We start from the raw sequence: 14,701 nt of genomic DNA, 5'->3' as shown, positions 1-14,701 counted from the left end.
CAACAACAGCTCTTTCAATCCTCAACTTGAGATTCATGATGCCCTAGACGTCGCATACAACTACTCGCCTGTCACCGCCTTTCAATCCTCAACTTGAGATTCCCCGCAACTGCGCCTGCGACCTCACCGTCGCCGTCGCCGGCCGCTTTCAATCCTCAACTTGAGATTCCATTACGAGGCTGGACGACGTTAGTTTGGCTGAGCAGATTGCATACTTTCAATCCTCAACTTGAGATTCGAGTCGATGTGGCACGGTAGCTTCGGTGGCTGTCGCAACCCATTCTTTCAATCCTCAACTTGAGATTCCGCACACGGCCCTTCCCTCCTCCACGTCTACGAGGCAGTAGCTTTCAATCCTCAACTTGAGATTCTACAACCGTGAAGTGAGTATGGCGGTAGGGACGTCAAGTGACTTTCAATCCTCAACTTGAGATTCTGAGACGTGTAGGCGATGATGTGTACGTAGGAGTAGAGAGTCTTTCAATCCTCAACTTGAGATTCAGAGTGAGGAGCTGTTGGGCGTCTGCCTGCCGCCACACTCGCTGCTTTCAATCCTCAACTTGAGATTCTCTACTATCCCAAGGCCATGATGATACAGCGCTATCTAGACACTTTCAATCCTCAACTTGAGATTCACCTCCGCCTAAGCCACAGCAACAGTTGCAGAGACCGCCGCCCTTTCAATCCTCAACTTGAGATTCGTCGCCATGATGGACACCGCTACGGCTGAGAAAGCTATCGACTTTCAATCCTCAACTTGAGATTCAAAAATGGGGAGGTTACGCGTCGTGGACGGGGATGACCCTTTCAATCCTCAACTTGAGATTCACCTGGTGGTGTGGAACACCTGCTACGTCAAGGTAGGCGAGTTCACTTTCAATCCTCAACTTGAGATTCGAAAATATATGAGCTCGAGCCGTACAGTGAATGGCACTCGAAACCTTTCAATCCTCAACTTGAGATTCGAAAATATATGAGCTCGAGCCGTACAGTGAATGGCACTCGAAACCTTTCAATCCTCAACTTGAGATTCTAGCCTACCCACCGGGCACCGTAGATGCCCTGGGCCCGGAATATCTTTCAATCCTCAACTTGAGATTCCAAGGAACTGTCACGCCAGAACCCACTCTGTCGCGCCAAAGCTTTCAATCCTCAACTTGAGATTCCAATGTCTGTTTCGGGCGTGAGTGTACAATGGATCAAGTTGACGCTTTCAATCCTCAACTTGAGATTCACGTCTTAAGGAGAGAAAAAACGGGGTGGTTTAGGAGTTGCTTTCAATCCTCAACTTGAGATTCCACCACCCTCACTCTGCCCAGCTCGTACACCGTGGAGGCGCTGCTTTCAATCCTCAACTTGAGATTCTCAGCATGCCCCCCAGAACGCCCGCAGTATCGCCATCTCCCTTTCAATCCTCAACTTGAGATTCTGGGGTTTCTGGGTTTTGGTTTTTGTTGGTTTTTAAGTTTTTCTCTGGTGGGTTTTGTGTTGATTTCGGCGTGTTCTTGAGACTGCTCTTTCTGGGTTGTTGGTTTTTCTAGAGCTAACCCCGTGCGTCCCGCAGTTGAAAGCGTGTGGCTGGAGGTCGGCGGCGCCGTCCGCCGTTGTTCTGCCCGCCGTTTTTTAAACTGGATCTCCGCTTGACAAAGGTACAACGGCGGAGGAGTAGAACGATTTTACAAAAAGAAAGGGCTTGTTGCACGACGATTTATAAACGCCGTGATCTATATAGGGTATGTAGGTTTTTCTGTGGGTTGTTGGTTGGGGCATTTTAGGGGGGTTGCTTTGACGGCTCCGAGGCCCATGGATCGTCCTGTGCCTACGTTGAGGGTTTCCATTAGTCTTATGGTTTTCCAGAGGTCTGTGATTCTTCTCTTTCCGTAGGCGCGGTATAGGGCCCAGCCGAGGAATCCTCTTGCTATTCCGCCGCCGGGGAGCTTTACCGTTGCTACGCAGCGGCTGTGGCAGCCGAAGTCGGTGAGGGCGACGTAGGTGTAGACCCAGCGGAGGAAGGGGGCGCCTAGCTTGGTGACGCCTAGGGCTCTGCCGTGTTTTACGGCGGATTTGAAGAGGGAGAGGGGGCGGGGGAAGAACTCGTAGATGGGTTTGCTCCTCCTGTAGAGGGGCGGGGTGGCGAACCTCAGGGGGCTGAGGAACTCCAGCTTGAAGCACTGCTCCTGGGGGAGGTCGTGGTGGGCGTCGCGCATCTCCACGGCCTCGGGGTCTAGCCTGGCGCCGAAGAGCTGCAGGCCGCCGCCGGCGGCGGCCGCGGCGAACTGGCTGGCCATGTCGTCGTCGGCGAAGCCCACCCTCACCTCGACGGGGTCTCCGGGGGCCACGGCGGCTCCCCAGAGGACCGGCCTCCCCCTGTGTAGGAGGGGCCACACGGAGAAGGGCTTCACCCTGGCGTCGTGTAGGTCGGGCCTGCCCAGGGTCTTGAGGACGAGGGACTCCACGACGGTGCCGGAGAAGCCCGAAACGGCGAAGGCCGACCCCGCCCTGGCTCTGACGGCGACTATCCTCATGCCTAGGAAAAGGTGGGGGTAAATAACTACTGGCCCGCGGCGGCCTTCAACAGGTCCTTCACCTCCTTCTCAAAGGCGTCCATCTCGCTGGCTATCCACAGGAGTAGGATGATGGCGGCGAAGGCGAAGTTCGGCACAAAGAGGAGGACCAGGGCGAGGGGCCACGGGCCGCGGGTCGAGACGGCGCCCCTCCGGCAGTCCACCCTCACCTCGACGGGGATAAGGCCGTACCTCTTCCTAACGGCGAGGTAGGGCCCCACCCACGCCGCCTCCGCCCCAATCACGGCGAAGGCGTCCCGGAGAGCCGAGAGGTCGCCGGGGCAGACAACACGCCTCTGCAACCGGCGGACCACGAGGACGGCGGCGAGGACTGCGGCGGCAACCACTAGGATAATAACGGTCGCCGGGCTGAGCCACTCCATATATATCAACTAGCATTCCTCTTAATAAACCTAGCGGCCCCCCGCTGCGCTTGGGGGGGCTACGGCCGGGGGCTGGTTATGTCCTCTCGGGCGTATCTCCTTACGACGGCTGGGATCTTCTCTATGAGGTCGCTGGCGGTGATGTGGAAGCCCAGCTGGGCGGCGGCCTCCTCGCCGGCTAGCCCGTTGACGAAGGCCGCCACGGCCGCGGCCTCCAGGGGGTCGCGGGTCTTGGTCATAAACGCGGCGGCGACGCCGGTGAGCACGTCGCCTGTCCCCCCGACGGTCATGGCGGGGGTGCCGGTGGCGTTAATCTTCACCCGCCTCCCGTCCGACACCACGTCGTACCTCCCCTTGAGCAGTATAACGGCGCCGATCCTCCCCGCCCACTCCCTCACCGCCTCGGCCCTCTCCCTGAGCCCCCTCGGCGGCTCCACCCCCGTCAGCGCCTTGAACTCCCCCGCGTGTGGGGTATACACCACCTGGGGCCCCCCCACCGGCGATCCCCCGAGGGCCTTTATGGCGTCGGCGTCGACGACAAGCGGCTTCTTGACCCGCGCGGCTATTTCCCTAACGGCGTCGGGGGTCTCGCCCTCCAGCCCCAGCCCCGGGCCGATGGCCACCACGTCGAACCTCTCCGCCAGCCTCAGCACCTTCTCCACGTGGCGTAGGGAGAGCCTGGGCCCCTCCAGCGGGACGGCGATTAGGTCCGGGCTGTAGGCCTTAGCCGCCTGCGCCGCCGGCTCAGGCGCCGCGACGGCCGCCAGATCCACGCCGGACCTCAGCGCGGCCAGCGCCACGTACATAGGCGCCCCCGAGTACTCCAGGGACCCACCCACCACCAGCACCCGGCCGTGGTCCCCCTTCTTCGCGTCGGCCCTCCGGGAGAAGTCCAGATAGGCGAAGTCCCCCGGCCCCACAACCACCTCGGCCTCCGGCGGGATGCCGATTGGCTCCACCACAAGATCACCCACGTACCTCCGCGCCCCCTCCGCCAGGAGCCCCCTCTTCGGCCTGTGGAAGGTGACGGTGAGGGCCGCCCTCACAGCCCTGTCCCGCACCTCCCCCGTGTCCGGGTCCAGCCCGCTGGGGACGTCCACCGCCACCTTCGGCGCGGGGGCCGCGTTCATGAGGTCCACCGCGGTGGCGTGCGGCTCCCTAAGCGCCCCCCTCACTCCGGTCCCCAACACCGCGTCCACAACCACGTCCGCCCAGAGGAACCAGTCCTGAAGAGCGAGAAGCTCCAGGGGAGTCGCCGCCAGCGCCAGCTCCACCCCCCACAGCCTCCTCACAGCCTCGAAATTCGCCCTAGCCGCCCCCTCCCTAGGCTCCCCAAGCCCCACCACCCTCACCCACAGCCCCGCCCCGTGGAGGTGCCTAGCCGCCACGTAGCCATCCCCCCCGTTATCCCCCGTCCCACACACCACCAAAACCCTCCTCGCCCCCGGAAACCTACCAACCACGTTCCTCGCAACGGCCGCCCCCGCGTTCTCCATCAACACAAGCCGCGGCACCCCAAGCCACTCCGCGTTCCTATCCACCACATACATCTCAAGGGAAGAAACAGCGTCCATACACAAGACAAAACAGACATATAAAACACACACGCCCAACCCCCCACGGAAGCCCCAGCAGACCCCCCAGATCCGCCCACTCACCATCACCGCCGCAACCCCATCCCGGCGCGCCAGACGTGAGACAGCAACCGGCCCCGCCGCCCCACCGCCGGAGGACAGAACCTATACAATCCACAACACACGTCACCAAACACCATCCCCCAGGCCAGCAGAAGGGAGGCTCCAAGGCCCCGCGAGTCAAAGCGCCCCCCACCACCGCCCTCCTCCAACAGCCACGGGCCCCCCAGCAGTCAGGAAACACCCCCCACCCAAATGCGCCCCCCAGCCAGCCGCCACCCACAACACAACAAAACCACAGCAGAGGCGGCAAACCCTCACCCCCCACCAGAGCCCCAAGGCCAGAAGCCACACCCCAAGACAGCACGACACATCCCCCCCACCGGCCCCACAAGCCCAGCGGCAGCCAACCCCCACGGCACACCCAACCGCAACACCCCCATCCAAACCCACCTCACAAGAAAAAACCTCACCACACCCGGCCAAAACCCCCCACCCAAACAAAAACCCCCACGCCCACCGCCTAAAGCCCAGCGCAACCCCTCACAACAGCCCCACCAAGCCCAACCCCGCCACAACCCACCACCCACAGGCCCCCCACACACAAAAACACCTACTCCAGCCACACGCCCTATAGAAGCTCCCAACCAGCCCCCGAAAACAACCTTCTCACAGGTCAAAAACCCAAAACCAACCAACAACAAGAGCCATAGCCAACTCCTTTGCCGCAGTCCCCCTGTCTTTTATCCTCCACGCACAAGCATAAATCTTAGCGCTCCACCTAGTTAATCTTGGTAATTTGATTTCACTTTTCAGGTAGTATATATTAGTAAAAGTATTTATTTTATCAATTACACCGGCGAGTATAGGATCGTAGTCCCTACAGAATTTCAACCCAAAGAGCCACAAGATTTTATCACGTGACCACCTATTACACTTCAATTCCTCTAGTTGAATCTGTGTCTCTTCTTGGTTGTCTGCCAGACAGCGAAGGAACATGGTAAACCTCCTTCTCGCGTCTCCATCTTCAACGTAGGCACACTTCCCATAGGAGGAGGTCGTTAAGACCCTGTCGGCGCCGAAGTCCACCACTTTCTTCTCTGCCGCTTCGCCTAGCGTCCTAAGGGTCTTCAGAAGCGCCGCCAGCCCCTCCGCCAGAGCCGGGTCCTCCCGCCTCAAGAGATTCCAGTTAGGCGCTATTTGGTGCTTTTCCTCTCCCAATAACGCTAGGAGCGCAGACGCCGCGGCCCGCCTGGCATTGCCCCTCGCTGACTCATCGCTCCGATCGTCCACGATCCTCCTGAGGACGCTTACAAACCTCTCCTTATCGTTATCTAGAAGTGCATCAGCTAGATGCAAGCCATAAGAGGCTTGCAACCCGACGTCCTCAATATCCTCAACCGGCACAACCACTTCGCCGTATGCGCGGTCCCTCAAGGTAATGCGGTCATACTCAAATTTCAAAGGAACTCCCTTGTAGGTGTGGCCGCCGCGGGTCCATATACGGATATATGTAAACTTGCGAGTGTGCAGGCGAATCCAGTTGAACGCAAGGTAGTTAAAAAACGTGAAATCGGGCAAAATAAGTCTCCAACCTTCATCTGTTCGGACTATAATAATAACTATCGCAACTATTATAAAAGCAACAAGAAAAAATATTGATGATATATATGATGAAACTAGATATGGAACGATATTTATAATGAGTGGAATAGTTGGCTCTATTGCGATAAAAAATAATATATAAAAATATGTAATTAATAATAAAAGAAATATTAAAAATAAATTTAAAGAAACTATAAGAATATATGGTAGTGGTATTAAAAACCATAGTAATCTGTTAGTTATCAAATGTTTATATAGTAAATATATAGGTGATAAAATTATGATTAAAAATATAATACTAATTTTGATAATGAATAAATAAATTATTATAACAAAAAATGTGCAAAATATCCATGCTTTCCAGAAGACGTTTGTCATACCGCGTCTAAAAAGTAAATCAATTATCAAGTAACATACTGATAATGTAATATTAATGAAAATTATACTTTGAATGACATATGGTAAACTAAGTGGCTTAATATTAAATAGAGGAACTAAAAGAAATAATATAATTACTGGAACTGACAAAAAATTAAGATAATTTATAAAATTTTCAATATATTTTGAATATTTTATATGATTCATTAATACTGTATATATTTTATTTTTAGTTTTTTGTATATAGTAGTTGATTATTATAGGTATCAAAATGGTACCCAAAGCGGATAGGCTCGCTAATTGTAGTCTTTCAAGAATTATCGTATATACTTGGTTTGGCTTTAGATATATAGTGTATTCTCTGTTTTTCGGTATAACTATTCCTTTAATTATTTCTGCTAGATCGTACTGGAATATTAACTCGATTAGTGGGTGTAGTGAGATTTGTGCCTGGGGGCCCATGTTGCATATCCTGAATTGTGGTAGCTTTATTGTGGCGACGGTGGGGAAGAACGCGGCTACTGTGTGGTTGCTTACCGAGATGGTGAAGAGGGTTCTGTTTTTGACGAAGCCGAGTTGGCTTATTCCCTCGATTTGTATCGTGGCGTTGCCCGTCTGAGCCAGCATGTCGACGTCGCATGGGTACTCGTGCCAGTACCTAAGCAGGGCCGTCCTACCCGGTATCAGTGGGAAGTAGCTGGGGAATAGTCCGTAGCCGCCGGGTGCCGCTCCGTATATGTACGCGGAGAGGTTTCCTCTTGCCTCTAGCGTGAAGCCTCTCAGGAGATAGACGTCCGCTATGGGGTTGCCGTTGGTGGTGTTTATGATGAGGATGAAGACTGGGTTGTCTGGATGTGCCGATGTGACGTTGATGCGGCCTCTTCTGAAGTCTAGGACTGTGGCGGTTCTGAACTGGCTGAGTATTTCGTTGATCTGGCTGGGACATGCGACGTAGCAGTAGTATTGCCTCATGGCGGCGTTCCCCGGCTCGATGTTTATGGCGTATGGTGGGGGCGCGCCTTCGATTGGTTGCTGTACTACGTCGCAGTGCTGGAGTGGGAGCTTGTCTAGGTCGGTGACGATGAAGTAGTAGCCGGCGCCTAGGGTGGAGGAGTTGTAGTAGTGGTTGTTGTTGTAGATGTACTGGGTGATTATTATGGTTGGGGCGGCCAGCGCGACGGCGGCGAGTAGGGCGGCGAAAAGGAGAAAGCGCATATCCAGCCGCAACGTGGCGTTTTTAAGTCTTGCGCTGTTGGGCGCACCGCGGGGCCGCCCTCCGGCCGGCGCCTCCGACCGAGGGCCGGAGCTGGGAACAGCGGGGCCCCGAGTAGCCACGGGGGGCCGGGGGGGCGACGGGGGGTTGGGAGGCGGCTGGGGCCAGCGCGACGCCGCCGGTGTGTGGTTGAAGGTTTTTATGGTGGTGTTGTCTTGGCGTGTCGGTTGTGTTGCCCGAGAGGCTTAGGGAGGGGGAGCGGAGGGGTATTGACGTGGGGGAGGTGGCGCTGGAGGCCCTGGCTGGGGCTGGATCCGGCCGATGTAGCCGCCGCGCGTGTGGCGGAGAGGTTTCTCGCCGAGGCTGAGCAGTACGTCGAGAGGGGGGACGCGGTGCAGGCCAGCGAGAAGCTCTACAAAGCTGTGGAGGAGTGCGTCGAGGCGCTGGCGGAGGCGCTGGGGGTCGAGGCGCTTGGGGAGGTCAGGCGGAGGGGCCGGTGGGATACTTGGCTTCTGGGGAGGGCGGCGGGGGGCTGAGAGGCTGGGGGAGGACAGATTTAGGCTGGCGTGGAAAGACGCCTATGATATACACGTGTGGGGCTTCCACGAGGCTAAATACGACGTTAGGGACGTGAAGGCGGCTCTGCCCCCGGCCAGGTGGCTCGTCGAGTTTGTGAAGAGCCGCGCGGCGGGGGGTGATGCTCTCCTAGTGGGGGTGTTTGGCGGGTTTGGGGTGGGTGGTGCGGTGCCGGCTTGTGGTGGCTAGGCGGTGTGCCGTGGGGGCTCGTGGGGGGTTTGGGGGGTTGGGTCTTTGGCGTGGCGGGGGGCTGGGTCTTGTGCGGCTCGTTTAATGTTGCTGTTGAGAGTCTCTCGGCTTGGGGGTTAGGTTGTGGTAAGGGTTTTATATGGCTTCTCTGGGGTGTTTATGGTTGTTGTGTTTCTTGTGTTGTTGGCGGCGTTTGGCTGGGCGGGTGGGGGGCTGGCGGTTGTGGGTGAGTATGTGGATTTGGGGGGCGTCGTCAAGGCGGCTCCTGGGGGTTATGTGTTTGTGGTGACTGACGTGTGGCGGGGGCTGGGGAACTGTAGCGGGGCGGCGGAGGCGGTGGGCTACCCCTACGCCGTTTTGCCGTCGGGGTCGTTTAGGTGTTTTATTGTGCCGGCTGGGGAGGTGGGGGCTAGGCTCCGGGGGGTGCCCGTCGTCGACTTGAGGGGTGGGCCGGTGGCGGTGGTGGCGGAGGCGCCGGGGGTTCTCTACCTGGTGGACCTCGCCTCGGGGAGGCCGGCGGTGGGGATTAGGCTCGTGAGGGGGGTCAACATGTCGGTGGGGGCGGCCGTGTCGGCTTACGTGGAGTGGCCCCTGGCCCCGCGGTACTTCCCCCTGGGGGAGGGGGCGGTGGTGCTGCGGACCTGGCGGGAGTACCCCTGCGACGTGGATCTCCGCGGCGGCCCGGGCAACGCCACGGTGGAGGTGGAGAACCTCTACCGCCTGTCGGGGCTCGTCTCGGGGTCCCCCCTCTACGTGGAGGGGGCGGGGGGACGCGCCGCCGTCTACCTCCCAGATCTCGCCGCACAGAGGGTCAGGCTCCAGCTGTGCAACGTGGGGCCCCACGCGGCGGTCAACATCTCGGCGTTGCGCAACGTTAACTACAGCTTCCTCTGGCTCCTCACCAGGGGGGTGGTCCTTACGTCAGACGGATCCGAGCGATACTCAGTATACCCAGGTGCCGACGTAAAGATAGGGCTGGAATACGCCAACCCGCTGGGGGCCGTGTTGATTAACATACTGGGTGTGATAAGCGCCTACGTCGGAACTCTGCTCACAACAACACGCCGGAAGTTCTACATAACAGCCCTCTCTCAAGCCCTAGGCACAGACCTTATAAAAATAATAAGATTACCATTAAATTTTTTTAAGATAATGATATATTATTTAACGCCTATTTTCTTCTTGAACATATTTGTAATTTTTATGATTTTCTATCTTATTTCAAATATTTTCAATAATATGAAAATTGCTGATATTATAAATAAAATTTTGATTTTTAGTTATAATTTTATTCTTATATTTTATATAAGTTGGATTGGAGGAAGATTTGCAAAAAACTATGTGATGTCATTAATTGTGGCGTTGGGGATGTATATGGTAGTGTTCATCATCTCAGTTTTAGGCATTACACTTTTTTATGTCATACCTCTTTCTATGATATTGCATACATATGAATATACAACTATTTTAATTTATGGATTTTTTCTCGTAATATTTTTTACTATTTTAATAAAGGCATCAAGTGACATCTCTAGGCTCGATAGGTGGCTTTTGAATGCCATAATGCTCTATATTATAAACTCACTCAATATTTTATTATTGTTTATTACATTTACACCTTTTTTATACACATGGCTTTTGATTAATTACAATCACTATATTTATGTAACAAATATATTGATAGCTGTTACTTTTCTAGTCATCATACTATTTTTATCTTTAAATACTTACGACGGTTGGCGTATTTTGTTCCCTGATCTAAACATCTTCGAGTTTTTTGCAAGGCGGTGGATCGATGAGAATAGGGCTTCTGTTGTGCGGAGCTCGGTGGTTTTGTCCAATGGAGAGGTTGTGGAGGGCCGTCTTGAGGTCGTTGGAGAGGATTACGTCGTCGTGTCTGGGAGGACGGTTTTGCTTGACCAGGTGGCAATGTTTGGGATTGAGCTGGAGGAGAAGAAGGTAGCGGAGGCCCTCTTGGGCGGTGGCGAGGCTTCTGTCTTTGCCTACATGCGGAGGGCTGTGGAGAGGGGGGTGGACCCACTGGGGCACGCCGTTGCGGTTGTGGCTTCTGCCGTGTTGAAGGCAAGGGGGATCGGCGGGCAGGTGGCTCCTGTGTGGGAGGTGATGGGGGATGGGGGGTTGAGGGGGGCGGCCGCCGCCCTCTTGTGCGCCTTTAGCAGGTTGCGGGGGTTGGGCGTGTCGGACTTCGGGGGGTGTAGAGTCGCCTCAACGGCCTCGGTGGGTGGGCTGGAGGGTCTCGTTGTCGAGGTGGCCCGCCTGTTGGCAGACGGCAAGGTGGAGGAGGCGGCGCGGCGGCTCTCGGGTCTATACTTGGCGGATCCGACGGCGGATACGCTAGCCTATCGGCTTGAGAAGGCGGTTAGGGGGTACGGTAAGAAGCGTGATAGGCGGTATGCGGAGGATGTGGCTGTTTGGCTTGCGGCGTTTTGGATATATCTGAGGGTGGCCGGGTTGCATGACGACGGGGTGAGATATTCCCGAAGCCTAAGAAGGAGGTTTATGAGGTGGCTGATCAATGACTTATTCTATCGGTAGACTTTAGCATGTTGGAGGAGGCACGGAGGGCCCTCAAGGCGGCGTATGAGGAGCTCGAGCGGTTTGGGAAGACGGGCGACCCCATGCTTGTGAGAGACGCGGCTGAGAAGGGCTGGCTCGCCGTGGTGGAGGCCGTCGAGGAGCTGCTGGGGGCGTACGGCGTGGAGGCAAAGACGTACAGAGAGAAGAGGGACGCGCTGTATAGGCTGGGCTTCGCCGAGCTTGTGGATAGGTTTGCGGCTAGGGAGAAGCTTCTCCACATCGACTGCTTCTACGACGGCATGTGCGACGAGCAGTACGTCAGAGAGTATCTCAAAGACGTCGAGGATATCCTGGACGAGGTTCGGCGCCGGTTGCAGCGCTTGAAGGGTCGGGGGGGGGGGTAATGTTTTAAAACTGGGGGCCGTGTGGGGGTTGTGGAGGTGGGGAGGCGGGCCCTCCTGTATCTGGTGGTGTCCCACTGGCGGAGGTGGGGGGAGGTGTGGGGGAAGAAGAAGGTGCAGAAGCTGATGTTTCTGGTGGAGCACTGGGACGGGGGGAGGGGGGTGTCCAGATCGCTGGGACTCACGGGGTACGGGTTCGTGGTGTGGCTCTACGGGCCCTACTCGCCTCAGGTGGATGAGGATTTGGAGTGGCTTGTGGAGGAGGGGTACATCTCGGAGAGGGTGTACGGATACGACTCGTACCACAGCGTGGTTGCCGACGGCGAGGTGGTGAGGCTGGGCTTCTACGACGACGACAAGTCGCCCAAGGTGATATACGTGTACCGCCCCACCTGGCGCGCCAGGTTCGTGAGGGTGGAGGAGAAGCTCCGGGCGAGGATAGACGCCGTGGTGGACAAGTTCGGCCGCTACACCGCGAACGAGCTTGAGATCCTCACGACGGCGATGCTGGGCGTCGAGAAAAGGAAGACACTCGGGAAGAGAGTAGACGAAATAGTCCAGCTAGGCGGCGGAACGCGTAATACCCATTAACCCTTTTTACCCGGGCGCATACGGCGGCCTGTGGAACTGCTGTTCCGGGAGTTAAACGTGGGCGACTTCGCCGTGAGGCCTAGCCAAAAAAACGAGAAGGAGATTGGGGCTGTGGTGTCCATCCTGGAGGAGGGCGAGCTCAGCGTGGGGGATCTGCTCGCAGTGGCGCAGTACGACCTATCCAGCATGCAGGCGCCGGGCTGGGTCAGGAAGGAGGCGGAGCGCCTCGCCCGCCTCCTGCGGCGCCGGGGGCTCAAGAGGTCGGCCAAGGCGGTGTTTAGGTGGACCTCCTCAAGCTGGCTGTTCTCCCTCGCGATCTACCGCCACCTCGCCGAAAGGGGGCTCCCCGGCTACTTCGCCGTCGAGCCCTACGTCGGCCTTACCGAGGCGGGGGACCCCTTCGACTACGCCCTGGTGAAGGAGGACAGGGCTGTCCCAGTGGAGGTGAAGCGGCTGGCAAGCTGGGCAAACCTAGAGCAGTACATCGGCGACTTCAGAGAGAAGGCCCAACGAATCACCACGGCAGTACTCCACCTGCACTTGACAGAGAAGCTCTGCCGCCTGACGCCGCCGAAGGGGCTCAGAGCCCTGCTCGAACTAGCCAACACGGGCCCCGAGACGAGGGTCATCCTCACCTACCACTGCGGAGACGCCTGGAGCCTAGAAGACGTCGCCAGGCTCGCGGAGGGGCTGTAGGCCCCCGTCGAAATACCCAGCCGCCGGCTGCCGAGGCGTCCATGCAAGGGGGTCGGCCAGAGCGAGGCGCGCCGGCGCTGAGCGCGGTTGCCGTGGGCCCGGCCGCCGGCGGGGTGCAAGTCGGCGTTACGTACGGCGGACGGCCCCGGGCCTGCGGCGGTTAAGCCAGCGCCCTCAGTGCTCTAAGCAAGGCCCGCGCGACGTCCCCCCTCGCGGAGCCCTCGTCGTAGAGCTTTAGGAGGGCCACGCCGGCCGCCTTCAACGTCATTACGGCTTGTTGGTCGATTCCGCCTTTTTTGCTGTGCGCCACTATCTTTTGTGCCCGGCCCCCCACGAGTTTTTCGCAGGCCTCGAGCTGCGTGAGCGCATCCTTTGCATCGCCGATGGTTAAATGGCCTCCTTTCAACTCCACTAGGTAGACTGCGCCGATGGGTAGCGTGATGCATACGACGTCGCATCCGGCATCCGACAGCGCGCCTTCGTACCTCATGCAACAGACGATTGGGCTCGACCTAACGCACGCCGCGTTGCAGTTTGGCATACAGCTCTAGGGCCTCTCCGCTCAGCTCCTCTATCACGGAGGAGATGGACTTTATCTCGGGCACGCCCCCGCTTCTGTCGACGGGTAGATCCTCCAGCTCGCCGTCGTGTAGGTAGTACAGCCTCAGGCTCTCCACCTCCCCCTTCGCGTAGAGGTGGGCCAGCTTCATCACCACTAGGTCCGAGTGGGTTGTCACGAAGAGAGGCCTCCGCCGCGCCTCCCGGGCCAGAAGCTCGGCCACCTGGACCTGCCTATTGGCGTGCAGGTTGATCTCGGGCTCCTCCACCACCGCCAGGTCGCCCCTCCTCACCATGAGGCCCAGCAGAAGCCCCGCCACCTGCGCCACGCCAGACGAGGCAAGAGCCGCCGGCAGCCTCAGCCCGCTCGCGTGTTCATACACCACCGCCATAGTCCCCCCCTCCACGGCCACATCGCCGTCGAGAAGCGCGGCCCCAATGTCGCCAAAGTGCCCGCCCACTCTCTCCACCGCGCCGCTCCTGATGAGGTTTATCACGTCAGCCGCATAAAGCGACAGAGAAGGCTTGAAAAACTGCCTGGGAAGCTCCTCCCTAACCAGTTGGCTCACCCCGTAAAGCCTAACCAACGCCTCCACAACCCCGTAGAACGCCGTGAGGAGAGCGATCCTCTCGGCGGGGATGTAGACGGAGCGCCGCATGGGGAGAAGCCCTTTAAAGCCGAGGGTCGCCCCGCGGGCTGAGAACGCCACCCACTCGACGTCCTCCACAGCGCGTTTTACGAGACTACTGGGTATGTTTACCTCAACGCGAGGCCTTTCTCCCCTGGGAAGAAGCGCCTTAAAAGAGACCTCCAGCGATGGTGCACTAGCCTCCACAGCCGCCTCCTCTTCGCCGTATGTGACAAAGTCGCTCGTCCCCAACACGGACTCCAACTCCCGCTTTAAGGCCTCACCCGCTAACGCCTTCGATCTCTCCAATGCGACTTTCTCCACCTCATGCAGATTCTCCCTGAGACATTCGGCGCCGGCACCTGCGCACAGCCGCACACCCACCTCAGACAGGGCGCCCTTGACAAAATTAGGCAGGTGGAAGAAGACGAGGTTGTGCACCGCGTAGATGAGGGAGGCCAGCCACGACTTCCCCACGTTGTTCGGGCCTATGACGGCGGTGAGATCCCCCGCCACCAACTCGGCCCGCCTCACTGGCCCAAAGTTAGATACAGAGACCCTAACCCCGCTGAAGTAGGTAGCCACGTCACCTCCCAACCACCCCCAAAAAACATTTCTCCTGGGGCTATCTCCAGACCGCCGGCTTTCAGCCCCCCGGGCTAAGGTCGGTGGGCCCCGGTGGACTGCCGTCTTCGGGGGGACTTGTCTAAAGCGGAGGGTTGTGTTGAAGATTGTCCGGTGCCGGT

11 protein-coding genes, 1 pseudogene and 1 CRISPR repeat array (1 of these 13 cut by a window edge) are annotated in these 14,701 nt (G+C 57.6%); of the genes and pseudogenes, 6 read left to right on the top strand and 6 right to left on the bottom strand.

What is annotated here, in order from left to right:
• Nucleotides 1-1,429: a CRISPR direct-repeat array (repeat unit 24 nt; unit sequence CTTTCAATCCTCAACTTGAGATTC) (it extends 116 nt beyond the left edge of the window).
• A 295-nt stretch (nucleotides 1,430-1,724) separates the two neighbouring features.
• From cas6 to TNEU_RS05635, 4 genes are all read right to left on the bottom strand, one after another.
• Nucleotides 1,725-2,525 carry a CRISPR-associated endoribonuclease Cas6 gene (gene cas6, locus TNEU_RS05655; protein ID WP_012350477.1) on the bottom strand — a complete coding sequence of 267 codons (801 nt, stop codon included), beginning with the start codon at nucleotides 2,523-2,525 and terminating at the stop codon, nucleotides 1,725-1,727.
• Between the two features lie 26 nt (nucleotides 2,526-2,551).
• On the bottom strand, nucleotides 2,552-2,947 hold the full coding sequence (locus TNEU_RS05650; RefSeq protein ID WP_012350476.1) for a hypothetical protein: 396 nt from the start codon (nucleotides 2,945-2,947) through the stop codon (nucleotides 2,552-2,554).
• 59 nt (nucleotides 2,948-3,006) lie between these two features.
• On the bottom strand, nucleotides 3,007-4,521 hold the full coding sequence (locus tag TNEU_RS05645; protein ID WP_012350475.1) for a bifunctional ADP-dependent NAD(P)H-hydrate dehydratase/NAD(P)H-hydrate epimerase: 1,515 nt from the start codon (nucleotides 4,519-4,521) through the stop codon (nucleotides 3,007-3,009).
• Between the two features lie 729 nt (nucleotides 4,522-5,250).
• Nucleotides 5,251-7,779, bottom strand: a complete 2,529-nt coding sequence (locus TNEU_RS05635; RefSeq protein WP_012350474.1) for a hypothetical protein — start codon at nucleotides 7,777-7,779, stop codon at nucleotides 5,251-5,253.
• A 218-nt stretch (nucleotides 7,780-7,997) separates the two neighbouring features.
• On the opposite strand from TNEU_RS05635, the gene TNEU_RS10450 reads away from it, so the two are divergent.
• From TNEU_RS10450 to TNEU_RS05605, 6 genes and pseudogenes are all read left to right on the top strand, one after another.
• Nucleotides 7,998-8,144, top strand: a complete 147-nt coding sequence (locus tag TNEU_RS10450; protein ID WP_245521940.1) for a hypothetical protein — start codon at nucleotides 7,998-8,000, stop codon at nucleotides 8,142-8,144.
• Nucleotides 8,116-8,542 (top strand): annotated as a pseudogene (locus TNEU_RS10440) (PaREP1 family protein). Before TNEU_RS10450 ends, TNEU_RS10440 begins: the two are co-directional and overlap by 29 nt.
• Before the next feature lie 519 nt (nucleotides 8,543-9,061).
• Nucleotides 9,062-11,098 (top strand): hypothetical protein, encoded by a 2,037-nt coding sequence (locus tag TNEU_RS05620; RefSeq protein ID WP_187146717.1) that lies wholly within the window; start codon nucleotides 9,062-9,064, stop codon nucleotides 11,096-11,098.
• An 8-nt stretch (nucleotides 11,099-11,106) separates the two neighbouring features.
• Nucleotides 11,107-11,484: a DUF5618 family protein gene (locus tag TNEU_RS05615; RefSeq protein ID WP_012350472.1), complete on the top strand. Its 378-nt coding sequence runs from the start codon at nucleotides 11,107-11,109 to the stop codon at nucleotides 11,482-11,484.
• Between the two features lie 30 nt (nucleotides 11,485-11,514).
• Nucleotides 11,515-12,072 (top strand): type II toxin-antitoxin system antitoxin SocA domain-containing protein, encoded by a 558-nt coding sequence (locus TNEU_RS05610; RefSeq protein ID WP_148682499.1) that lies wholly within the window; start codon nucleotides 11,515-11,517, stop codon nucleotides 12,070-12,072.
• 30 nt (nucleotides 12,073-12,102) lie between these two features.
• Nucleotides 12,103-12,768, top strand: coding sequence for a hypothetical protein (locus TNEU_RS05605; protein ID WP_012350470.1), 666 nt, complete (start codon nucleotides 12,103-12,105; stop codon nucleotides 12,766-12,768).
• A 160-nt stretch (nucleotides 12,769-12,928) separates the two neighbouring features.
• Here the strand turns inward: TNEU_RS05605 and TNEU_RS05600 are convergent, their stop codons facing one another.
• Both TNEU_RS05600 and TNEU_RS05595 read right to left on the bottom strand, forming a co-directional pair.
• Nucleotides 12,929-13,258 (bottom strand): hypothetical protein, encoded by a 330-nt coding sequence (locus tag TNEU_RS05600; protein WP_245521937.1) that lies wholly within the window; start codon nucleotides 13,256-13,258, stop codon nucleotides 12,929-12,931.
• Between the two features lie 22 nt (nucleotides 13,259-13,280).
• Nucleotides 13,281-14,540 carry an AAA family ATPase gene (locus TNEU_RS05595; protein WP_012350468.1) on the bottom strand — a complete coding sequence of 420 codons (1,260 nt, stop codon included), beginning with the start codon at nucleotides 14,538-14,540 and terminating at the stop codon, nucleotides 13,281-13,283.
• Between the last annotated feature and the right edge of the window lie 161 nt (nucleotides 14,541-14,701).

This window comes from Pyrobaculum neutrophilum V24Sta (assembly GCF_000019805.1).
In the GTDB taxonomy this organism is placed as follows: domain Archaea; phylum Thermoproteota; class Thermoprotei; order Thermoproteales; family Thermoproteaceae; genus Pyrobaculum; species Pyrobaculum neutrophilum.
The sequence above is the reverse complement of the archived record's forward strand: the minus strand, read 5'-3'. Positions and strand labels throughout refer to the sequence as shown.

Excerpts from the sequence above, each read along its gene's own strand:
- cas6 (WP_012350477.1), bottom strand. The coding sequence starts at position 2,525 with ATGAGGATAGTCGCCGTCAGAGCCAGGGCGGGGTCGGCCTTCGCCGTT.
- TNEU_RS05650 (WP_012350476.1), bottom strand. The coding sequence starts at position 2,947 with ATGGAGTGGCTCAGCCCGGCGACCGTTATTATCCTAGTGGTTGCCGCC.
- TNEU_RS05645 (WP_012350475.1), bottom strand. The coding sequence starts at position 4,521 with ATGGACGCTGTTTCTTCCCTTGAGATGTATGTGGTGGATAGGAACGCG.
- TNEU_RS05635 (WP_012350474.1), bottom strand. The coding sequence starts at position 7,779 with ATGCGCTTTCTCCTTTTCGCCGCCCTACTCGCCGCCGTCGCGCTGGCC.
- TNEU_RS05615 (WP_012350472.1), top strand. The coding sequence starts at position 11,107 with ATGTTGGAGGAGGCACGGAGGGCCCTCAAGGCGGCGTATGAGGAGCTC.
- TNEU_RS05600 (WP_245521937.1), bottom strand. The coding sequence starts at position 13,258 with ATGAGGTACGAAGGCGCGCTGTCGGATGCCGGATGCGACGTCGTATGC.